The organism is Staphylococcus lugdunensis (assembly GCF_002901705.1).
Classification (GTDB): domain Bacteria; phylum Bacillota; class Bacilli; order Staphylococcales; family Staphylococcaceae; genus Staphylococcus; species Staphylococcus lugdunensis.
In genome coordinates, this window is sequence record NZ_PPPV01000016.1 from 877,516 (window position 1) to 899,700 (window position 22,185).

Genomic DNA, 22,185 nt, shown 5'->3' on the forward strand with positions numbered 1-22,185 from the left:
GTTCTTAAGCACAAGATAGATTATAGCATAGCTAATATTTTAAATACAAGACATTTTTACAGCATATTAATGTTTTTTTAATAAATTAAATCAACAGCAGCATATTCCATTTTTACCATATAATATAGTAAAAGAACGCGCAGTAAAATTTTACTGCACGTTCCTAATTGTCAGCAACAGTTTGGAACATCATTATATATTAGGCTATGAACGATATATTGGCAGTAGTTAACTGGAATGAAAGTACGCTTATACCAAGCTTTTTTCAATCCTAGTCAACCTTGCCGGGACGGGACCTACGAATTCATAATGCATTCTGTCCCGTTACCCCATATGCATGCATTTATCTTTTTACCATAATTTTTCTAATAAGTTCGTTTGTTCACGGTCTGGACCTACTGAAAAAATTGAAATATGAACGCCGCATAATTCTGAAATACGTTCTAAATAGCGACGTGCATTATCAGGCAATGCTTCTAATGAACGACAGCCTGTAATATCTTCTGTCCAACCAGGTAATTCTTCAAAGATTGGTTTACAACGTTTTAATTGATCAAGGTTAGCTGGATACTCCGTAATTTCTTCTCCATCTAACTCATAAGCTGTACAAATTTTTACCGTATCTAAACCTGTTAGTACATCAATAGAGTTAATAGATAAGTCTGTAATACCACTAACACGACGTGAGTGACGTAGCACGACTGAATCAAACCAACCCACGCGACGTGGACGTCCTGTCGTCGTACCATATTCACGACCAACCTCTCTAATATGGTGCCCATCTTCATCAAATAGTTCAGTTGGGAAAGGACCATCGCCTACGCGAGATGTGTATGCTTTACACACACCAATTACTTTAGAAACGAAGGTTGGACCTACACCTGTACCAACAGTGACATTGCCGGCTACAGGATTGCTTGATGTGACGAAAGGATATGTACCATGATCAATATCTAACATAACACCTTGAGCACCTTCAAATAAGACTTTTTCTTCGGCAACAAATGCATCATCTAAGATTTTCGCTGTGTCCGTTACAAAGTCTTTTAAACGTTGACCAGCTGCATAATATTCTTCAAAAATGTCATCAAAAGTTGGGCAAGATTCATTGAACATACCTTTGAAATATGCGTCTTTATATTCAATATTTTCTTTTAAACGTCTTTCAAATGTCTCTTTTTCTAATAAATCTGCCATGCGGATACCGATACGTTGTACTTTATCTACATACGCAGGACCAATACCTTTCTTCGTTGTACCTATTTTGTTATCTCCTCGACGACGTTCTTCAAATTCATCTTGAGCAATATGATATGGCAAAATAACTTGTGCGCGGTTTGAAATACGTAAGTTACTTGTTGATACACCACGTTCATTTAAGCCGTCTAACTCTTTTAACAGAGCTACAGGATCGACAACAACACCATTTCCAATTACAGCAAGTTTATCTTTATAAAAAATACCAGATGGTACTAAATGTAATTTATAGGTTTCTCCACCAAACTGAATGGTATGTCCAGCATTATTACCGCCAGAAAAACGTGCAATAACATCTGCCTGTTCCGCTAAAAAATCCGTGATTTTACCTTTACCTTCGTCTCCCCATTGTGTCCCAACTACTACGATTGATGACATAAGAGCACCTCCAAGTTTTCTCGATTAACCACTAGATATTCTATCAATAACAATCTGATATTGCAAATAAAAATCGAACATTAATTTTATAGTGTTTTTCACATTATTATTTTAGAATTTTGATGTCTATCCACTTCGAAAACACTTTAATATCAAGGTTTAAAGGTATTTTTACAAATTTATAAGATACATACTTAGCTGTTAAAAAATATGTTAAAACAAAATAAAAACCGTACATTTAAAATTAACCAAAATTAAACGTACGGAAATAAAAATATTCTTTTCTTACATTTCAGCATGTGCATAATCAATATCGGTAAATTTATTATATTGCTTCATAAAGTGAAGTTTGACGGTACCGGTTGGGCCGTTACGTTGCTTAGCTATAATAATTTCGATTTCACCATTATCATCATTTGTTTGTGGTTCGAAATTGCCACCATCTTCATCTTCTTCACCATCGCCACGATTATAATAATCATCACGATATAAAAATGCAACAATATCAGCATCTTGTTCTATAGAACCTGATTCACGAATGTCACTCATCATTGGTCGTTTATCTTGTCGTTGTTCAACACCACGAGATAGCTGACTTAACGCAATAACAGGACATTCTAATTCTCTAGCGATTGCTTTTAGTGTTCGAGAAATTTCTGAAACCTCTTGCTGACGATTATCAGATAAACGTGAACCGCTTCCTTGTATTAATTGCAAGTAGTCAATCATAATCATATCTAAACCATGTTCTTGCTTTAAGCGACGACATTTAGAACGGATATCTGTAATACGAATACCTGGTGTGTCATCGATAAATATTTTCGTACGTGATAATTTACCTACCGCAATGGTAAAGCGATTCCAATCTTCTTCAGTCATCGTCCCTGTTCTTAAACGGTTAGAATCTACGTTGCCTGAGCTACATATCATACGCGTAGCAAGTTGGTCTGCCCCCATCTCTAAAGAAAAGATACCTACTGTATAATTATCCTCGTGAACCGCTACTTTTTGAGCAATATTAAGTGCGAAGGCAGTCTTACCTACTGATGGTCTAGCTGCAATAATAATCAAATCATTACGATTAAAGCCAGCTGTCATTTGGTCTAAGTCACGATAGCCTGTTGGTATCCCAGGCGTTTGACCGCTATTTTGGTCAAGTTCTTCTGCTGTTTCATAAACTTGACCTAAAATATCTCTAATATCTTTAAATCCTTCACTATCGCGTGTTGATGATAATTCTAAGATACGTCTTTCTGCATCACTTAAAATAGCATCTAATTCTAATTCATCATTATATCCGTCATTAGCAATACTATCTGCCGTTTGAATGAGCTTCCGCTTTAAAGCATGCTTCGCCACAATGTCAGTATAGTATTGAATGTTACGTGTCGTGGGTACGTTATTAGAAAGCTCAGCTAAATATTGCGGACCACCCGCTTCACTTAATGTACCATCATTTGTAAGTTGATCCATAAGTGTAACGACATCAATTTCTTTAGTATCTTCATTTAAATGCATCATTGCACGGAAGATATGTTGATGGGCGCCTCTATAAAATGACTCAGGAAGCAATACCTCCTGAGTCGAACTTAACAATTCTGGATCAATAATAATCGCACCTAAGACAGATTGTTCAGCTTCATTATTATGGGGCATTTGATTTTGCTCATATGATCTATCCATTATTGATTACACCTCTTAATCAAAAAGTTAAACCTCTTTGATATCAATCTTATCTTAATTAACAGCGTCTTATTGTTCTACTACATGTACACGAATTGTACCATCAACTTCTTTGTCTAATTTCACTGGTACATTCGTATAACCTAAAGCATGAATACCTTGTGGTAAGTCCATTTTACGTTTATCTAATTTAATATCATGCTGTTTTTTTAAACCTTCAGCAATTTGTTTTGTGCTTACAGAACCAAATAATTTGCCACCTTCACCTGTTTTAGCACTGATTTCAACTTCAATATCAGCTAATTTGGCTTTTAGCGCTTTGGCTTCATCAATTTCTTGTTGTCTATCTGCTGCTGCACGTTTATTTTGTTGTTCTAATTGTTTTAAATTGCCAGGAGTTGCTTCTACGGCATATTTATTTTTTAGTAAAAAGTTATTCGCATATCCTACTGGTACGTCTTTAACTTCTCCTTTTTTGCCTTTACCTTTAACATCTTGTGTAAAAATTACTTTCATGCATCTTCACTCCTACTGATTTGTTCTGTAATTGCTTGTTGTAATTGTTCGATTGCTTCATCAATGGTTACATCTTTAATTTGCGTTGCTGCATTGGTAAGATGGCCACCGCCACCTAATGCTTCCATAGTTAATTGTACATTAATTGAGCCTAACGAACGAGCAGAAATACCAATTAAATTATCTTCTCTTTTTGCGACAACATATGACGCTTCAATACCTTCTAAACTTAACAGCTCATCTGCTGCTTGTGCAACAGTCACGGGATGGTAAATTTTATCATCTGAACCATGTGCAATAGCAATGCCATTATCTTGCACTACTACAGTTTGAATCAGTTCAGAACGATTAATATACGTATCGACATCATCTTTTAAGAAATGCTGAGTCAATATCGTATCAGCACCATGTGCACGTAAGTAACTTGCAGCATCAAAAGTTCTAGAACCTGTTCTTAATGTAAAATTACGCGTATCAACGATGATTCCTGCATACATAACTGTTGATTCTAAGCGTGTTAAGCGCTGTTCTGTCGGTTGATACTCTAATAATTCTGTAACAAGTTCAGCTGTTGAACTTGCATAAGGTTCCATGTAAATTAATAACGGGTTTGAAATAAAGCTTTCACCTCGTCTATGGTGGTCAATAACGACTTTACGATTAGCTTTATTTAAAATATTTTCGTCTAATACCATTTCTGGTTTGTGCGTATCGACAATGACGACTGTCGTTTTAGAAGTCATCATATCCCAAGCTTCATCCGATGTAACAAAGCGCTCTTTTAGTTCTGGCTTTTTATCAATTTCATTCATCACACGGCGTAAAGTTGGGTCAATATCCTCTTCATTTAACACAACATAGGCTTCTAAGTTATTCATTAGTGCAAAGCGAGAAACACCAATTGCAGCTCCGATAGCATCTAAATCTGGACGCTTATGTCCCATAATAATTACTTTGTCGCCTTCTGTTAAAATATCTTTCAAAGCATGAGATATAACACGCGCTCTCACACGCGTACGTTTTTCCATTGGGTCAGTCTTACCGCCATAGAAACGTACATTACCATTCATACTTTTAATCGCAACTTGGTCTCCGCCTCGACCTAAAGCAAGATCAAGACCTGATTGTGATAATTCACCCAAATCTATAAGATTTTCTGTGCCTTCTCCAACACCAATGCTTAGTGTAAGTTGGGCGCGATAACCAACACTTTTTTCTCGCAACTGACTTAAAATTTCAAAGTTAGACTTCTCAATTTCAGCTAAAATCTTTTGATTAAGATAAGCTACGAATTGATCTGAACTATAGCGTTTAAAATAAATATTATATTCAGAAGCCCAACGACTGATAACACGTGTTACCATTGAGTTGATTTCTGAACGTTGCGTATCGTTCATATTCTGTGTTATTTCATCATAATTATCTAAAAATAACGTTGCTATAATTGGCTTAGAGTCTTCATACAACTTATTTGTATGCACCTCATCGGTAATATCAAAGAAATAAAGACAATGATCATCTTCACTATAGCGCACGTGATAATGATAATTATTATTTTCAATTTCTACTTCTTGAATCTTTTCCAATTGCTTTAAAATATTGGGGAAAACCTCATTAATAGGTTCAGAAATTACGTTTGATTCTAAATGATCTGACATAAACTGATTGATCCATTCAATATGATCATCCGCATCTAAAACGACCATTCCTATTGGCAAACGTTTAATTGCCCTATTACTTCCTGCTGAGATATGGCCACTTAAATCATCCACATAGTTATCCATTTTTATCATTGCTTGTCGAGTTAATACCGCACTGATAACGATAATTACAAAGAGAATCGCTGCCGCTATCCCTGCAACAAGTGGTTTAAAGATAAACCCCAATATAACAAGGGCTATCGCCGTTAGAACCATTAAAATGTACGGAACAAACAAAGCTTTTTTTGTGGATTGTCGGTTCATTTTTCCACCTCTATTCGCTTTTTAGTATCTTTTTTTTATTATCTGTTTTAAGTTAATTCCTAAATCAAGCACCCCTATAAGTGCAACAATATGCGTTACTGGCGAAATAATTGTCCCAATTACCATTAATATTATTGTTACTACGTCTGGCATGCGTTTTGCTTTTCCGAAGAAATGAATCACGCTTAATCCTTGGATGTACATCAATAATGATAACATAATCTGTAAGTTTATAACGATACTTTGGAAGATACTCGGTTGTGTTGCAAACATTACACATATTAAATCAATAACATATAACCATAAGACTGAACGTTTAAACTGCCATGCGAATAATGGTTTGAATATTGGTGTTGCTATTTTAAACTTTCTAAGAATTGGGAATGTGACAAGCAAATTGATTAAAATAAGGATAAATATTGCTATTATCATATAACTTGGAAGCTGAATAGACAATTGTTTAATGATAAAACTTAATGTTTGTTCATATTCTGCTTTCATGCCACTTTGAACATACGCTTGATCCAATAAATCTTCTAGTGGTTTTACTGCTGTTCGAACTAATACTTGTGCCTTGGGAATATGACCAAACACTTGTAATAACATAAAACCAATAATAGTTATTGTGCTGGCGACCGTCGTCGCTATGTAAAGAATCTGTTCTTTAGATGCACGTTCTTTAAGTAATTGTCCGATGACAATACTTGAGATAAGTACTAATATCATGGCACTTAATACGATTTTATTGCCGAATAATACTGCAATAACCAAAGTCACAATTGTAGCCAAACCAAATGATGGTATTGACTTATTCCAGAGAATAATTCCAGGAATGGTTGCAAATAAACATAACAGCCAACCCACTTCTGGTAATATATATGTGACTAAAGCGACTACAATTAATGCAAGCGTACCGATAATAGTAGCTTTAGGTTCTATTTTTGAAAACAACTTCGCCACTCCTATACTAAATTTAACTATAAGCACTATTTTAACCCGTGTAGCATATTAAAACAAATAAAGGACTTATTGGCATAGTAACTTTCATTTAAATGTCTAAATTAGCTTATCTTTAGACATTTTACACAGTCGTATGTCTTACCTCAATATCCATGATTGTCACTTCATTTACGTTTAAATGTTGATACCTTTAAAAAATGATATAAATTAGGTGCCCAATTATTAAAATTAAGCAAAAAGCCATCATGTCCAACATTATCTGGAACAAAGAAATGACGGTGATATTTAAAGCGTGCGCCTAATTGCTGTACCAGGTCATCTGGATATAGTAAATCATCGATAAATCCCATTGTCAGTACTTTAGTATCTAAAGCTTGATATACTTCATCAACATCTGTTCTATCACGGTCAACGTTATGACTGTCTAAGACATCTAACATAGTTAAATAGCAATCCAAATCATAATGTTCTTTAAATTTATCACCTTGGTAACGTTGATAATTGACTACCTCATCAGGAGTAAAGCGTTCATCATAACTTTTAGATGAACGATATGTTAAAAATCCTAATTGTCTTGCAATACTCAAACCTTCTTTACCACCGATATGAATCGCTTGACGAGCAATCTCATTAAATGCACGACTGTATGATGATGTCTTATCGGTGGCTGCTAAAATTACTGCTTTATCAACAACAAATCGCCGATTATATAGTAATTCCATCACTTGCATCCCGCCAAGACTTCCACCAATTAATATGTTAATCTTGTTAAAACCTAATGCTTGAATTCCTAATTCTATTGCTTTGGTAACATCTCTTAAAGTCAATTTCTTAGGAAAATGTTGGTCTGTAAGATGTGAGCTAGAGCCAAATGGGCTTCCTATCACATTAAACGTTAGGAATTGATAATCATGAATTGGCATATAACCACCATCGATAATTTCACGCCACCAACCTGGCTGTTCATTGGTTCCATACGTTAAATGATTTCCAGTTAAGGCATGGCAAACCACAACCAAAGGCTGCCCTTGATAACCTACATGCTCATATCGCAGTTTTAAATTTTCTATTTTTTCGCCAGACTCTGTAGTAAATGCTCCAAGTTCCAAAGTATCGACAGTATAATTTATCATGACTACTCCTCCTTTAAATAATATAAAAAACCGCTCCTACTCTAAATGAAGTAAGAAGCGGTCATTGACTTATCATTCGAGTATCTCGTTGGTTTTAGCACCGTGCATTACTGTCGGTTGCTGAAGCGTCACTGGGCCAAATCCCTCAGCTTCTCATAATAAGATATATTTATGTCTATTATTAAGTTAAATTTAAATTTATTTTATCTAAAAAATATGATAACTGCAATGCCTTACTGCGATTTAGTATAGGCTAAAAGAATAAACGAAGCCCCGCCATTAACACAATGCCTGTCACAACTGTTATGGTCAAACTGCGTGAAATAAAAGCAACAACAATAGTCGGAATCGTAATAATCACGAATGATAAATTAATAGTAAAGCCTAAGCCGTGCGATGGTTGTTTTATCATAGCGTCTACAACTAATGCAGTAAACAGTGTAATAGGAATATAAGACAGCCATTTAACAACCTTCTCAGATAATTGTATGCGTGTAATCATAATAAAAGGCACAATTCGAATTATCAAAGTAACTAAACCACTAAAAAAGATAATAGCAAACATATACCAAGACGTTGTCATCATTCCATCACCACCCCTAATGTCGAAGCAATGATAGCAGACAATAATATTGCCACATAAGTTGGCATAAACCAGCTAAAGATAAACATCATGACAATAACAGAGATGATTAAAACAATGTATATTTTAAGTTTAGAATTTGTAATAGCATCAAACTGCGCAATAGCTAAGAAGACAAACATTGCTGTAATAGCGTAATCTAGTCCAAAAACTTCAGGATTACTTATAAATTTGCCAAACACGGCACCGCCAATCGACGCAATCGTCCAAAAGACATATGCCGTAATATTTAAGCCATGAAGCCAGCGATCATTAATTTTTTCACCTTTTAAATAAGGTGAAATAGCCACGCCAAATGTTTCATCTGTCAATATTGAAGATAGCCCTACCCTATTCCATAACCCATATTGCTTATAATTGGGTGCAAGTGTCATTGATAATAAGAAAAAACGTGAATTGACAATAAGCGTCGTCACGATAATTGCTGTAATCGGTGTACCTGCAATGACTAGCGCACAAATAATAAACTGAGCTGCTCCCGCATAAACAATCAGACATAAAAGGATAATTTCTAATAAACTAAAATGTTGTGATGCAGCTACAATGCCAAAAGAAATACCTACACCTGCATAACCTAATAATGTAGGTATACATTCTTTAACACCTTGTTTAAAGGAAAGATGTGTATCCATTTTATGCCTCCTCTTTTTATTTAATAACCAAGATAAGTCTAATATAACACTAGAACTGTATCAATCCTTTTATACTGCCGTTTGTCTGACGTTAGACAAACGAATGTCTAAAAATCTTTATATAAGTACCTTTAATTTTAATAAATTTTTCTGATAATTATTTAGACTACTCGCATTCAAATAACTTATCATTAAAAAAACAGGGAAACCATTGAGTTCGTATCTTTCTCAATCTTTCCCTGTATGATGATTTAATCTATGACATATAACGATGCGTCAGCAAATAACGCTATTTATTTAACTGGTTTAATTTCTGTTTTACCGCCCATGAATGGCACTAAAGCTTCTGGAATAGTAATTGAACCGTCAGCATTTTGATAGTTTTCAACAATTGCCGCAAACGTACGTCCTACAGCAAGTCCACTACCGTTTAAAGTATGTGCTAATTCTGGCTTAGCAGCATGATCACGTTTGAATCGAATATTTGCACGACGCGCTTGGAAATCTGTACAGTTTGAGCATGAACTAATTTCTTTATAATCATTATAACTTGGTAACCATACTTCTAAGTCATATGTTTTAGCAGCACTGAATCCAATGTCTCCAGTACACAGAATAACACGACGATATGGTAATTTAAGCTCTTCTAAAATCGCTTCCGCATTCGTTGTCATTTCTTCTAGTGCATTCCAAGAATCTTCTGGTTTTTCAAAGCGGACCATTTCAACTTTATCGAATTGATGCAAACGGATTAAACCTCTTGTATCTCTACCAGCAGATCCAGCTTCACTACGGAAACAAGCAGATTGGCCAGTGAATTTTTCAGGTAAGACACCTGGTTGAATAATTTCATCACGATAATAGTTTGTTAATGGTACTTCTGCTGTAGGTATTGTGTATAGACCTTCTTTTTCTACTTTAAATAAATCTTCTTCAAATTTAGGTAATTGTCCAGTACCAAACATTGTATCAGCATTTACTAACTGAGGAACCATCATTTCAGTATAACCATGTTGTGTTGTATGTTTCGTAATCATATAGTTCATCAAAGCACGTTCCAATTGTGCACCGTCTTTTGTTAAATAAACAAAACGCGCACCTGATACTTTTGCAGCACGTTCAAAGTTAGCCATGTTTAATTCTTCAACTAAATCCCAATGTGCTTTTGGCTCAAAGTCGAAGTCACGTGGCGTTCCCCATTTTTTAAGTTCTACGTTTTCTTCATCAGAAGCCCCTTGTGGCACATCATCATGGATTAAATTAGGAATGCGGATTAATGTATCTTTGATCTTGTTATCAATTTCGTTAAGTTTAGTGTCAATTTCTTTAATTTTATCGCCTAGCTCACGCATTTCTTTAATAACATCATCCGCATTTTCTTGATTGCGTTTCTTTTCAGCAATTTGCTCACTTACTTTATTGCGATTCGCTTTCATTTCTTCAGTTTGACCAATTAATTTACGGCGTTGTTCATCTAATTGAAGCACGTCATTAACTACTTTAGGATCATCCCCGCGTAGTTTAATTTTATCCTTAACTTTTTCAGGCTCAGTTCTAAATAATCTAATATCTAACATGTAATATTCATCCTTCCCAAAATTTATATATAGTGCAGCAAAACACAAAAAAGACCACATCCCTAGACAAGGGACGTGGTCTTTACGCGTTGCCACCCTATTTAACAATTCATGCTAAAGCATCAATTGCACTTCACTATTATAACGGTATTACCGATTGCTCACATGAGTAGGTAGATTCATATAAATAGTGATTACTTGTTCACACTTTTACCACAAGCTCTCTGAAATCAACATGTTTATACTACTTATCCTACGAACAATAACTTATTAAGTTAATTTCAATATAGCAAAGTATCTTTCACATTTCAAGTTAAATTCTAAGCCATAACTTGTATAGATAATAATATTTACAAAATTGCCACTTTTTCTTCTACTTGAATTCATTACAAAATCTATTGACGAAATGCGATTACAGGTATAGTATTTTCTATTGTATTTATAGGACTTAGAATATATAGAAAAAATAGACATTTAATCATTATCATACAGTTAAAGTATAGGTTAAAGGAGGATATATAATGGAAACGTTAAATTCAGTTAATATCCCTAAAAGAAAAGATGAAACACATAAAGGTGATTACGGCAAAATATTACTCATTGGTGGAACAGTAAATTTAGGTGGCGCAATTATGCTAGCAGCACGCGCTTGTGTTTTTAGTGGTAGTGGATTGATTACGGTCGCAACGCATCCTACAAACCATTCAGCGTTGCATTCACGTTGCCCAGAAGCCATGGTTATCGATATTAATGACACTAAAATGTTGACTAAAATGATTGAAAATACCGATTGTATCCTGATTGGTCCAGGGCTAGGTTGTGATTTTAAAGGCAACAATGCGATTACATTCCTTTTACAAAATATTCAGCCTCATCAAACCTTGATTGTTGATGGCGATGCAATTACAATTTTTAGCAAGCTTAAACCAGAAATTCCGACATGTCACGTTATATTTACGCCACATCAAAAGGAATGGGAACGTTTAAGTGGTATTCCAATTGAAGAACAAACTTACGAACGTAATCGCGAAGCAGTTGATAAACTTGGTGCAACAGTTGTCTTAAAAAAACATGGTACAGAAATCTATTTCAAAGAAGAAGATTACAAGCTTACTATTGGTAGCCCAGCAATGGCTACAGGTGGCATGGGTGATACACTTGCAGGTATGATTACAAGCTTTGTAGGACAATTTGATAACTATAAAGACGCTGTCACAAGTGCCACATATACACATAGCTACATTGGTGAAAAACTCTCTGAAAAAATGTACGTTGTACCACCTTCAACTTTAATCAGTAAGATTCCATATGTCATGAAAGAATTAGAAGTTAAAGCATAAGATTTTAAATTAAAACCACCCGTTCACACGGGTGGTTTGTTTTGCGGCTATAAGCCTTTCATACTGGCCAGCCCTAAAAGGGTACTGACAAGTCAGCCAACTGCACTACTATTCCAGCAACTCTAGAGCGTTACTATGTTTTCTTTTTATACCAATTTATTCTTCATGATCATCTTCAGTTGCATCACTATGATCTATATCTTCGTTCACACGATCCATAAAATCTTGTCTAACATCAATACGATCATCATTTGATGTATTGTCATTATCTTCATGTTCTGCTTCAGGTGCCTCTGTATGAATTGCATCACCTGGTGCACTATTTTCAATGACTTCTTCACTATCGTTAGTTAATTTATTATCATCTGTCATTGCTTCACTCTGTTCATCATCTTCTGAATCATTTTGTACTTTAGCAACAGTTGATACAAATTGTTCATTACCTAAACGCATTAATCTTACACCTTGTGCAGCACGACCATTTTGTGAAATATCTTGAACGTCTAATCTAATAATAACGCCACCATTTGTGACAATCATTAAATCTTCTTCTCCAGTAACTGTAGTGATACAAACAACGTTACCATTTCGTTCCGTAATCGTAGCAGTCTTAATACCTTTACCACCACGATTAGACAAGCGATATTCTCTTACTGGCGTACGTTTACCATAACCATTTTCAGTAACGACTAAGACCTCATCTTCACTTTCTGAATGAGCAACATCTAAACCTACTACGGTATCTCCTTCTCTTAAAGTGATGCCTTTAACACCGGCAGCAGTACGACCAAGTGGACGTAGCGATGTTTCTGCAAAACGAATAAGTGATGCATGTGCTGTACCAATTAAGATATCTTGTTGACCATCTGTTAAGCGTACCGCAATAAGTTCATCATCTTCTTTAAAGCCAATCGCAATTTTACCGTTTTTATTGATATGTGAAAAGTTACTTAATGCTGAACGCTTCACAATACCATTTTTAGTAGCAAAAATTAAATAGTTACCTTCGCTTTCTAAGTCATTGACGGCAATCATGGTACTGATTGATTCATCATTCGCAAGTTCTATTGCATTAACGACTGGAATACCTTTGGATTGGCGAGATAATTCTGGTACTTCATAGCCTTTAAGTTTGTAGACACGACCCTTATTCGTAAAGAAGAGCACATGGTCATGTGTACTTAACGTAACCAATTGGCTAACAAAGTCTTCTTCTAATGTATTCATACCTTGCACACCTCTGCCGCCTCTATTTTGAGCACGGTAAGTTGATACTGGTAATCGTTTAATGTAGTTATTATGACTTAACGTAATCACGATTTGTTCTTCAGGAATGAGGTCTTCATCCTCAATATTATCAATGCCACCTAACTGAATTTCCGTACGACGTTCATCACCAAAACGCTCTTTAATTTCAGTCAGTTCATCACGCACTAATTGTAATAAGACCTCTTCATCAGCTAAAATTCGTTCAAGTTCATCGATATATGCCAATAATTCATTATATTCCGCTTCGATTTTATCTCGTTCTAATCCAGTTAAACGGCGCAAACGCATATCTAAAATTGCTTGAGCTTGTCGCTCAGTTAACTTAAAGCGTTCTTGTAAACTAGTCATTGCCACTTTGTCCGTCTCTGACTCGCGGATAGTGCTAATAATTTCATCAATATGATCTAACGCAATACGTAAACCTTCAAGGATGTGGGCACGATCTTTTGCTTTTCTTAAGTTATATTCTGTACGACGACGTACAACAACCTTTTGATGTTCTAAATATTGTACTAATGCTTCTTTTAAGTTAATTAACTTAGGTCGCCCATCAACAAGGGCAATCATATTCGCACCAAATGATGTTTGTAATGGCGTTAACTTGTATAAATTATTTAGAATTACGTTGGCATTAGCATCTTTACGAATATCAATTACAACTCTTACACCGGTGCGTAAGCTTGTTTCATCACGTAAATCAGTAATACCGTCTACTTTTTTATCACGTACCAATTCAGCAATTTTTTCAATCATACGAGCTTTGTTAACTTGATAAGGAATTTCTGTGACGACTATACGCTGACGACCGCCACCACGTTCTTCAATTTCTGCGCGTGCACGCATTTGAATGGAACCTCGACCTGTTTCATATGCACGACGAATACCACTTTTTCCTAAAATTATACCAGAGGTTGGGAAGTCCGGACCTTTAATATCTTCCATTAATTCAGCAATGGTTATGTCTGGGTTCTTACTGAGATTTAACACACCATCAATGACTTCAGTTAAATTATGTGGAGGAATGTTAGTAGCCATACCTACTGCAATACCTGATGCACCGTTAACTAATAAGTTAGGGAAGCGTGCTGGTAAGACTGCCGGCTCTCTTTCAGTACCATCATAATTATCTAAAAAGTCAATCGTGTCTTTATTGATGTCTCGAAGAAGTTCTAGCGTAATTTTAGTCATTTTTGCTTCGGTGTAACGCATTGCTGCAGCGCCATCACCATCCATAGAACCAAAGTTACCTTGACCATCTACGAGCGGATAACGATAGCTAAACGTTTGCGCCATTCTAACCATTGCATCATAAATTGACGAGTCACCATGAGGGTGATATTTCCCCATTACATCACCCACGATACGTGCTGATTTCTTATATGGTTTATCTGGTGTCATACCTTGTTCATTTAAACCGTATAGTATACGTCTGTGTACAGGTTTCAAACCATCTCGAACATCAGGTAAAGCACGTGAAACGATAACACTCATGGCGTAGTCTAAGAATGATTCTCGCATTTCACTGGTTATATTTCGTTCATTAATTCTTGATTGTGGTAAGTCAGCCATCAAGAAATCCTCCTTCAAAAGTTCATTTCATAGTGCTTAGAAATCTAAAGTTGCATATACCGCATTATCTTCAATAAATTGACGACGGTTTTCCACAACGTCACCCATCAACATTTCGAATGTTTTATCCGCTTCAATGGCATCATCTAATCTTACTTGTAACATCATACGATTATCTGGATTCATCGTTGTTTCCCAAAGTTGATCTGCGTTCATTTCTCCTAAACCTTTATATCGAGAAATTTGCCATTTAGGTGTTGGGCTTAACTCTGATTTTAATTTATCTAATTCTTTATCATTAAAGACATAATATTTTTGTTTACCTTGCGTCAACTTAAATAATGGTGGTTGCGCAATATAAACATAACCTGCTTCGATAAGTGGACGCATAAAGCGATAGAAGAATGTTAATAATAACGTTCTAATATGCGCACCATCAACATCAGCATCCGTCATAATAACAATTTTATGATAACGTGCTTTTGAAATATCAAATTCTCCACCAATACCAGTACCAAATGCAGTAATCATTTGGCGAATTTCGTTATTGTTTAATATGCGATCTAAACGTGACTTTTCAACATTTAAGATTTTACCTCTTAACGGCAAAATTGCTTGTGTTCTAGAGTCACGACCTTCTTTCGTAGACCCCCCGGCAGAGTCACCCTCTACAATAAAGATTTCACTTTCATCAGGATTTTTACTTGAACAGTCTGCTAATTTACCTGGTAAGCTTGAAATTTCTAAATGTGATTTACGGCGTGTTACTTCTCGCGCCTTTTTAGCTGCAACGCGTGCACGTGAAGCCATAATTCCTTTTTCAACAATGATGCGTGCCACATTTGGATTTTCATATAAGAAGCGCTCGAAATACTCAGAAAATAGTTTATCTACCACTTGACGTACTTCTGAGTTTCCTAATTTTGTTTTTGTTTGTCCTTCAAACTGTGGATCACCATGTTTGATTGACACTACGGCCGTTAAACCTTCTCGTGTGTCTTCACCTGACAATCTATCTTTATCTTCTTTAATAATCTTACTTTTTGTACCATAGCTATTTAACACACGTGTTAGTGCACGTTTAAAACCATCTTCATGCGTTCCGCCTTCATACGTGTGTATATTATTCGCATAAGATAATAAATTCGTCGCATAACCACTGTTATATTGAATGGCTATTTCGATTTCAATATCATCTTTCATTTGATGAATATAAATCGGTTCTTCGTGAATCGGCTCTTTATTTTCATTCATTAACTCAACATATGATTTAATACCGCCTTCGTAATGATATGTATCTTCTCGTTGTTCTTCATCATCACGTTCATCTTTTAATGTGATAGAAATACCTTTATTTAAGAAGGCTAGCTCACGAATACGCTTTTGCAATGTATCGTAATCATATACTGTTGTTTCGGTAAAAATTTCGCTATCCGCTTTAAAGCGAATCACCGTACCTGTTTTATCTGTTTCCCCAACTTCTTTTAAATCAAATTGAGGGACACCTTTTTTATAAGCTTGATGGTAAATCGTTTCATTTCGATGTACATAGACTTCTAAGTCTTCGGATAACGCATTTACAACTGAAGATCCTACACCATGAAGTCCACCCGAAACTTTATAGCCTCCACCGCCAAATTTACCGCCGGCATGTAAGACTGTTAAGATAACTTCAACTGCTGGGCGCCCCATTTTTTCTTGAATATCAACTGGAATGCCACGGCCATTATCCGTTACTTTAATCCAATTATCCTTTTCAATAATTACTTCTATTTGATCTGCATATCCTGCTAAAGCTTCATCAATACTATTATCTACAATTTCCCAAACTAAATGATGTAGACCTCTTTCTGAAGTCGAGCCAATATACATACCTGGTCTTTTTCGAACCGCTTCAAGACCTTCTAATACTTGTATCTGTCCAGCACCATAGTTATCTGTGTTGTTTACATCTGACAATGTAGTCACCATCACTTTCTGTTACTTAATAATTTCACCTTGTTTAATGCGATATAACCTTGCATTATTCATAATGTCATGGTCGATACCGTCTACCGATGTTGTCGTTACAAATGTTTGTACTTTATGTTGAATCGTACTTAATAAATGTGTTTGTCTCGAATCATCTAATTCACTTAAAACGTCATCCAGTAATAAGATTGGATATTCCCCAACTTCAATATTCATTAATTCAATTTCTGCTAGTTTAATTGATAACGCCGTCGTACGTTGTTGACCTTGTGAACCATAAGTCTGTGCATCCATGCTATTTACATTAAATCCCAAATCGTCTCTATGCGGACCGAAAAGACAAACACCACGATCAATTTCTCTATCAAGATTGTCATTTAAAAACGTAATTACTTCTGACAATAAAATAGATTCATCTTGGCTTGTATCACTTAATTTAATACTTGGTAAATAATTAAGTGATAACGCTTCTTTATCGTTTGTTATTCCCGCATGGATGGGCTGTGCTAGAGCTTCTAAATCATGAATAAAATGCTCGCGTCTTAAAGTGACATTTAATGCATATTGCGCAAACTGTTGATTTAGGACTTCTAACATAGTGACGTCCGTCTTATGTCCGTATTGTAACTGCTTTAAGTAATTATTCTTTTGTTTAAGAATACGCTGATACTGAGCCAAATCATTCAGATATACTGCTGATATTTGTCCTAATTCCATATCGATAAATCGACGTCTTATTTGTGGAGACCCCTTAACAATATTTAAATCTTCAGGTGCAAAAAGAACCACGTTTAAATGACCGACATATTGAGTTAGTCGACTTTGTTCTAAGTGGTTCACTTTAACTTGTTTGCCCTTTTTAGTTATAAACATTGTTAGTGGCATTGTTCCGTGGCGATAATTTAGCTCACCTTCTATTTTAGCATACTCAGCTTTAAAACGTATAAGCTCTTTGTCATTTGAAGTACGGTGGCTTTTAGCCAATGCCAAAGTATAAATTGATTCAAGTAAATTCGTCTTCCCTTGAGCGTTCTCACCAATAAGGATATTCACTTCTGGATGACAATTTAACGTAACTGCTTCATAGTTACGATAGTTTTCTAATTGGAGTGTTTTTAATTTCATTGTTCACCTTGATGAATGATAATGAAGTCGTCTATTTCAGAAATTTCTGGAATAGCAATGCAATCATGATGTGTTAATTTTTTACCACGACGTGTTTCTCGACTTCCATTAATCAAGACTTCAACATCTTGGAGAAACCATTTTGCTTGTCCACCAGATTCAATAATACCCTCAGTCTTCAAAAATTGACCTAAAGTAATGTCTCCTGCAACAGCAATTTCTTGAACCAAATTAATCACTCCGTTTCTTTTTCATATCATTAGTATATTATACCTGTTTTATCAGGAAATTTCATTTAAAAGAAAGTGTGTAAGCGCTTAACAAATAATTTATTTTGTTATTTACAATAAAAAATGATGCAATACAGTAAAAATGAGAATAAGTAGAGGTTTAAAGTAGCTTATATCGTTTTTTTGCATTTTAAAGGGGCATACAACGCGTTTAACATATTTACTAAAACTTCATCATAAATTAAAAATTAGCCTCTAATTTAAGCTCTTAGAGGCTTTATATGAAGCATTGATAAACAAAAGAAAGCAAGATTGCTCTCTTTTGTTTGATTTGAACTAAATCATATACGCTATGTGTTTTAATATGTGCGAATTGGCAAGATAAGCTGTGTTACTGAGTCATCGGCTTTAGGTTTTAAAATGAATGGTTTCATTGTTCCAAAGAATTCTATTTCTACTTCATCATTATCAATGGCTTTTAACGCATCCATCATGTATTTAGAATTAAATGAAATTTTTAAATTTCCGCCCTCAACATTGGTTGCATTTACTTCTTCTTTAACTGTACCAATTTCAGGAGATGTTGAAGATAATTCAACGACGTCATTTCCTGTACTTAATTTAATGACATTATTTCCACCTTCACGTGCTAATAATGACGCACGATCAATCGCATGATAAAACTCACCATTATCAATGCCTAATTTGATTTCATAATTTTCAGGGAACAAGCGTGTTGTATCTGGATAATGTCCTTCTAACAAACGAGATGTGAAGTTGATATGGCCAACTTTAAATAAAACTTGGTTTTGTGCAAAAAAGATATCAATATCTTCTTCACTATCACTCATAATTTTATTTAATTCAGATAAAGCCTTTCCTGGAATGATGACATTTTTATTTTCTGAGTTATCTTCTAACTGCAATTTTCTAACAGCCAAACGATGTGAATCGGTTGCTGTGCATATTAATTCATTATCTTGTATAAGCCAGTTAACCCCAGTTAATACTGGTCGTGTTTCTGAGGTGGACACTGCGAAATTCGTTTGTGCTATCACATTTTTTAGTACTTTAACCGATAGTTGAATCGCATCGTCTCTTGAAACTTGTGGTAATAGTGGATATTGATCTGGATCTAAGCCACTAAGATTGAATTCAGAATGTCCAGATGTAATAAGTGTTTGAAATTGTTCGTTTGTAGATAGTTTAACTTCATTTCCTGGTAACTTTTTAATGATATCAACGAAGAAACGACCAGGAAGTACAACTGAACCAGTCTCAGAAATGGTAACAATATCTTCACCATCTACTTGTTTGGGTATTGTAATTTCAATAGATATCTCTGAATCTGAACCGGTCAAAATCACTTCATTATCTTTAGCATCAATTTTAATACCAGTTAAAATCGGTAATGTTGTTCTAGGTGAGATTGCTTTTAACGTATCATTGAGTTGTGTAATAAAGTAATCTCGTTTTATTGTGAATTCCATCATTAAATTAAACTCCTTCCAGTCGTTTATATATGATTATATAGGTTTTAAATTCATAGTAATAGTAGTAGGGCTTGTGGATTAGTGGATAAGTCTCTCAATCATTGATGATAGCTAAGTTATGCACATGTGGATAAACTGTGTACTGTGTGTATGACTTTTACACATTATCCACAAAATCACATTATCGTATTTTAAATATATAGTCTCATTTAAGAAATATTACAGTTATATATTCCCATAAATTGACGGGCTAATCTATAGCTAAACAATGAAAATAATTTCCCACTTATTGATTCCTAATTTCTTTTTCAAGATTTTCTACTTCTTGTTTGAAAGTTGAATCGGTTTTAATATCATTTGCAATCTTCTCATGCGCATGAATAACTGTCGTATGGTCACGTCCTCCGAATTCTTCACCTATTTTAGGCAATGAGAAATCAGTAAGTTCGCGAGACAGATACATTGCAATTTGTCTTGGATATGCAATGGATTTGGTACGTTTCTTTGCACTAAAATCTTCAATCCGTACACTATAGTACTGGCCAACAACTTTTTGAATATCTTGTATTGTTATTTTCTTAGATTTTGGAACTTGAATGATATCTTTGAGTGCTTCAGCAGTGAGTTCAGTAGTAATAGGTCGTCCTTGCAACTGAGAATAAGCTAATAATCTGGTTAGTGCACCTTCTAATTCTCTAATATTTGATTGAATTTGATTAGCTATATAGTTTAAGGCTTCCATTGGTATTTCTAAGTTTTCTTCTTCCATTTTCTTTTGTAAGATTGCCATACGTGTTTCATAATCTGGTGGTGTAATATCAACGATTAATCCCCATTCAAAGCGCGAGCGTAAGCGATCTTCCAATTTAGCGATTTCCTTTGGAGGACGGTCACTAGAAATAACGATTTGCTTATTATTTTGATGTAATTCATTGAATGTATGGAAGAACTCTTCTTGTGTTTGCTCTTTGTTTTGAATAAATTGAATATCATCGATTAACAGCACATCAATATTTCGATATTTTTCACGAAAGGCTTCATTTTCGCCGTCACGAATAGATTTGATAAATTCATTTGTAAATTTTTCACTAGAAGTATAAAGCACTTTGGCATTAGGATTATTACTTAAAACATGATGTCCAATTGCATGCATTAAATGTGTTTTACCTAGTCCAACACCACCATAGATAAATAAAGGATTGTATGCTTCGGCAGGCGCTTCAGCAACTGCTAAACTTGCGGCATGCGGAAATCTATTACCTGGCCCAATGACAAATGTATCGAAGGTATTATGTGTATTAAATTGATCAGTACCTACGTGCGCGTCATGTTCATCCTCTGCTTTAGCTTTTGATGATGCAGGCGCTTTTTTAGATGCTGAATCCCCTTCACTAACAATTTCAGCAAGTTGTTCGGCTGTAAGAAACTTAGGTGTAATATCTAATCCCATTATCTCTGAAAAGATGGATTCGAATATGGCTGAGTACTTTTGGTTGAGCCAACTAGCATAAAATTCATAACCAACAAGCACAATTGCTGTATTATTTTCAATTTTGTATAGTTCCGAATCTTTTAAAAAGGTGTTCATGCTTGTTTCTGAAATATGTAACTTTGCTGCTTCTAAAACTTTTTCCCAGATTTCTTGTTCTGACATAAAAACTCCATCTTTCTTTAATTTTGACTTATACACAAAATTCAGTATGGTGGATAAAGATAATCACAATATGTTAATAATTATCCACAAGTTAATCACAAATAGTGGATAACTCACTTAGTTTATCACTTTATTCACAACCAAATTGTATATAATTTGAATAAATAACCCCTTATAAAATCAATATTCGAGCAACTTATCCACACAATTATAATTGTTAAGCTTAGAACATGTCAAATAACTGTGAATATGTGGTTAAATCGAGCGTAACTATGTGCATAACTGCAAAATTATCCACAACTTATTTGGTTGTTTTTGTGTATAAGTGGATAACTTATGCACGTCTCATATTTTGACGATAACAGTTACGGGAAATAATTATACTGATTGCTTTTAAATTGAAATATATGTAGTGTTTATTTTCATTAAAACTGTGATGAAAATATTTTTGGTGTTCAGCTAAAACTATCTTGCTTTATAAAAAGTATTTTGTTATATTGTAGTAGTTGCTTGAATTATGACTAGATAAAACGAAAACAAATGAAGATTTCTGATAAACAGAAATGATATTTATCTATTAAAATAATCAGTTTCATTGGCTCAGGTGAATGAAAAGAGTTAGTTATTAGTTAAAGATGGAGGTGTTTTGCATGGTAAAACGTACTTATCAACCAAATAAACGTAAACACAGTAAAGTGCACGGTTTCAGAAAACGTATGAGCACTAAAAACGGCCGCAAAGTATTGGCGCGTCGTCGTCGTAAAGGTCGCAAAGTTTTATCAGCATAAGAT

Annotated in this window: 17 protein-coding genes, 1 riboswitch and 1 other annotated feature; of the genes, 2 read left to right on the forward strand and 15 right to left on the reverse strand. The window is 34.8% G+C overall.

The window, feature by feature from the left end:
• Nucleotides 1-351 precede the first annotated feature (351 nt).
• From CD041_RS10900 to serS, 9 genes are all read right to left on the reverse strand, one after another.
• A complete protein-coding gene (locus CD041_RS10900) occupies nucleotides 352-1,635 on the reverse strand; it encodes an adenylosuccinate synthase (RefSeq protein WP_002461018.1) in 1,284 nt (427 codons plus the stop codon).
• A gap of 285 nt (nucleotides 1,636-1,920) precedes the next feature.
• Nucleotides 1,921-3,318, reverse strand: a complete 1,398-nt coding sequence (gene dnaB / locus CD041_RS10905) for a replicative DNA helicase (protein ID WP_002461019.1) — start codon at nucleotides 3,316-3,318, stop codon at nucleotides 1,921-1,923.
• Nucleotides 3,319-3,387: 69 nt separating this feature from the next.
• Entirely contained in the window at nucleotides 3,388-3,834 is a 447-nt protein-coding gene (gene rplI / locus CD041_RS10910) for a 50S ribosomal protein L9 (protein WP_002461020.1), read from the reverse strand.
• Nucleotides 3,831-5,798 carry a DHH family phosphoesterase gene (locus CD041_RS10915; RefSeq protein ID WP_070648038.1) on the reverse strand — a complete coding sequence of 656 codons (1,968 nt, stop codon included), beginning with the start codon at nucleotides 5,796-5,798 and terminating at the stop codon, nucleotides 3,831-3,833. Before CD041_RS10915 ends, rplI begins: the two co-directional genes overlap by 4 nt.
• 21 nt (nucleotides 5,799-5,819) lie before the next feature.
• Nucleotides 5,820-6,749, reverse strand: coding sequence for a DUF2232 domain-containing protein (locus tag CD041_RS10920; RefSeq protein WP_062078393.1), 930 nt, complete (start codon nucleotides 6,747-6,749; stop codon nucleotides 5,820-5,822).
• 173 nt (nucleotides 6,750-6,922) lie between these two features.
• Nucleotides 6,923-7,891: a homoserine O-acetyltransferase MetX gene (gene metX, locus CD041_RS10925; RefSeq protein ID WP_002461024.1), complete on the reverse strand. Its 969-nt coding sequence runs from the start codon at nucleotides 7,889-7,891 to the stop codon at nucleotides 6,923-6,925.
• Nucleotides 7,892-7,957: 66 nt separating this feature from the next.
• A riboswitch (SAM riboswitch) is annotated at nucleotides 7,958-8,056 on the reverse strand.
• Between the two features lie 88 nt (nucleotides 8,057-8,144).
• Nucleotides 8,145-8,474: an AzlD domain-containing protein gene (locus CD041_RS10930; protein WP_002479197.1), complete on the reverse strand. Its 330-nt coding sequence runs from the start codon at nucleotides 8,472-8,474 to the stop codon at nucleotides 8,145-8,147.
• Nucleotides 8,474-9,166, reverse strand: a complete 693-nt coding sequence (locus CD041_RS10935; RefSeq protein WP_070648037.1) for an AzlC family ABC transporter permease — start codon at nucleotides 9,164-9,166, stop codon at nucleotides 8,474-8,476. The genes CD041_RS10930 and CD041_RS10935 overlap by 1 nt, the downstream gene beginning before the upstream one ends.
• Before the next feature lie 293 nt (nucleotides 9,167-9,459).
• Nucleotides 9,460-10,743 (reverse strand): serine--tRNA ligase, encoded by a 1,284-nt coding sequence (serS, locus tag CD041_RS10940; protein WP_070648036.1) that lies wholly within the window; start codon nucleotides 10,741-10,743, stop codon nucleotides 9,460-9,462.
• A gap of 66 nt (nucleotides 10,744-10,809) precedes the next feature.
• Nucleotides 10,810-11,013, reverse strand: a binding site (T-box leader).
• A 251-nt stretch (nucleotides 11,014-11,264) separates the two neighbouring features.
• Between serS and CD041_RS10945 the strand changes: the two genes are divergently transcribed.
• Entirely contained in the window at nucleotides 11,265-12,083 is an 819-nt protein-coding gene (locus tag CD041_RS10945) for an NAD(P)H-hydrate dehydratase (protein WP_002461032.1), read from the forward strand.
• Between the two features lie 156 nt (nucleotides 12,084-12,239).
• Here the strand turns inward: CD041_RS10945 and gyrA are convergent, their stop codons facing one another.
• The 6 genes from gyrA to dnaA form a co-directional block, all read right to left on the reverse strand.
• A complete protein-coding gene (gyrA, locus tag CD041_RS10950; RefSeq protein ID WP_070648035.1) occupies nucleotides 12,240-14,921 on the reverse strand; it encodes a DNA gyrase subunit A in 2,682 nt (893 codons plus the stop codon).
• A gap of 36 nt (nucleotides 14,922-14,957) precedes the next feature.
• Nucleotides 14,958-16,892 carry a DNA topoisomerase (ATP-hydrolyzing) subunit B gene (gene gyrB / locus CD041_RS10955; RefSeq protein ID WP_002461035.1) on the reverse strand — a complete coding sequence of 645 codons (1,935 nt, stop codon included), beginning with the start codon at nucleotides 16,890-16,892 and terminating at the stop codon, nucleotides 14,958-14,960.
• A 9-nt stretch (nucleotides 16,893-16,901) separates the two neighbouring features.
• A complete protein-coding gene (gene recF / locus CD041_RS10960; protein ID WP_002479200.1) occupies nucleotides 16,902-18,017 on the reverse strand; it encodes a DNA replication/repair protein RecF in 1,116 nt (371 codons plus the stop codon).
• Entirely contained in the window at nucleotides 18,014-18,256 is a 243-nt protein-coding gene (gene yaaA / locus CD041_RS10965) for a S4 domain-containing protein YaaA (protein WP_180991374.1), read from the reverse strand. Before yaaA ends, recF begins: the two co-directional genes overlap by 4 nt.
• Before the next feature lie 350 nt (nucleotides 18,257-18,606).
• Complete coding sequence (gene dnaN / locus CD041_RS10970; protein WP_002461039.1) at nucleotides 18,607-19,740, reverse strand: DNA polymerase III subunit beta; 1,134 nt, start codon at nucleotides 19,738-19,740, stop codon at nucleotides 18,607-18,609.
• Between the two features lie 286 nt (nucleotides 19,741-20,026).
• Entirely contained in the window at nucleotides 20,027-21,394 is a 1,368-nt protein-coding gene (dnaA, locus tag CD041_RS10975; RefSeq protein ID WP_002492036.1) for a chromosomal replication initiator protein DnaA, read from the reverse strand.
• A gap of 650 nt (nucleotides 21,395-22,044) precedes the next feature.
• Here dnaA and rpmH point away from each other — a divergent pair.
• On the forward strand, nucleotides 22,045-22,182 hold the full coding sequence (gene rpmH, locus CD041_RS10980) for a 50S ribosomal protein L34 (protein WP_000240855.1): 138 nt from the start codon (nucleotides 22,045-22,047) through the stop codon (nucleotides 22,180-22,182).
• Nucleotides 22,183-22,185 lie beyond the last annotated feature (3 nt).

Bases quoted from the DNA above. Each gene is read 5' to 3' on its own strand.
- CD041_RS10900 (WP_002461018.1), bottom strand. From the start codon at position 1,635: ATGTCATCAATCGTAGTAGTTGGGACACAATGGGGAGACGAAGGTAAA.
- dnaB (WP_002461019.1), bottom strand. From the start codon at position 3,318: ATGGATAGATCATATGAGCAAAATCAAATGCCCCATAATAATGAAGCT.
- rplI (WP_002461020.1), bottom strand. From the start codon at position 3,834: ATGAAAGTAATTTTTACACAAGATGTTAAAGGTAAAGGCAAAAAAGGA.
- CD041_RS10915 (WP_070648038.1), bottom strand. From the start codon at position 5,798: ATGAACCGACAATCCACAAAAAAAGCTTTGTTTGTTCCGTACATTTTA.
- metX (WP_002461024.1), bottom strand. From the start codon at position 7,891: ATGATAAATTATACTGTCGATACTTTGGAACTTGGAGCATTTACTACA.
- CD041_RS10930 (WP_002479197.1), bottom strand. From the start codon at position 8,474: ATGACAACGTCTTGGTATATGTTTGCTATTATCTTTTTTAGTGGTTTA.
- CD041_RS10935 (WP_070648037.1), bottom strand. From the start codon at position 9,166: ATGGATACACATCTTTCCTTTAAACAAGGTGTTAAAGAATGTATACCT.
- serS (WP_070648036.1), bottom strand. From the start codon at position 10,743: ATGTTAGATATTAGATTATTTAGAACTGAGCCTGAAAAAGTTAAGGAT.
- CD041_RS10945 (WP_002461032.1), top strand. From the start codon at position 11,265: ATGGAAACGTTAAATTCAGTTAATATCCCTAAAAGAAAAGATGAAACA.
- gyrA (WP_070648035.1), bottom strand. From the start codon at position 14,921: ATGGCTGACTTACCACAATCAAGAATTAATGAACGAAATATAACCAGT.
- gyrB (WP_002461035.1), bottom strand. From the start codon at position 16,892: ATGGTGACTACATTGTCAGATGTAAACAACACAGATAACTATGGTGCT.
- recF (WP_002479200.1), bottom strand. From the start codon at position 18,017: ATGAAATTAAAAACACTCCAATTAGAAAACTATCGTAACTATGAAGCA.
- dnaN (WP_002461039.1), bottom strand. From the start codon at position 19,740: ATGATGGAATTCACAATAAAACGAGATTACTTTATTACACAACTCAAT.
- dnaA (WP_002492036.1), bottom strand. From the start codon at position 21,394: ATGTCAGAACAAGAAATCTGGGAAAAAGTTTTAGAAGCAGCAAAGTTA.
- rpmH (WP_000240855.1), top strand. From the start codon at position 22,045: ATGGTAAAACGTACTTATCAACCAAATAAACGTAAACACAGTAAAGTG.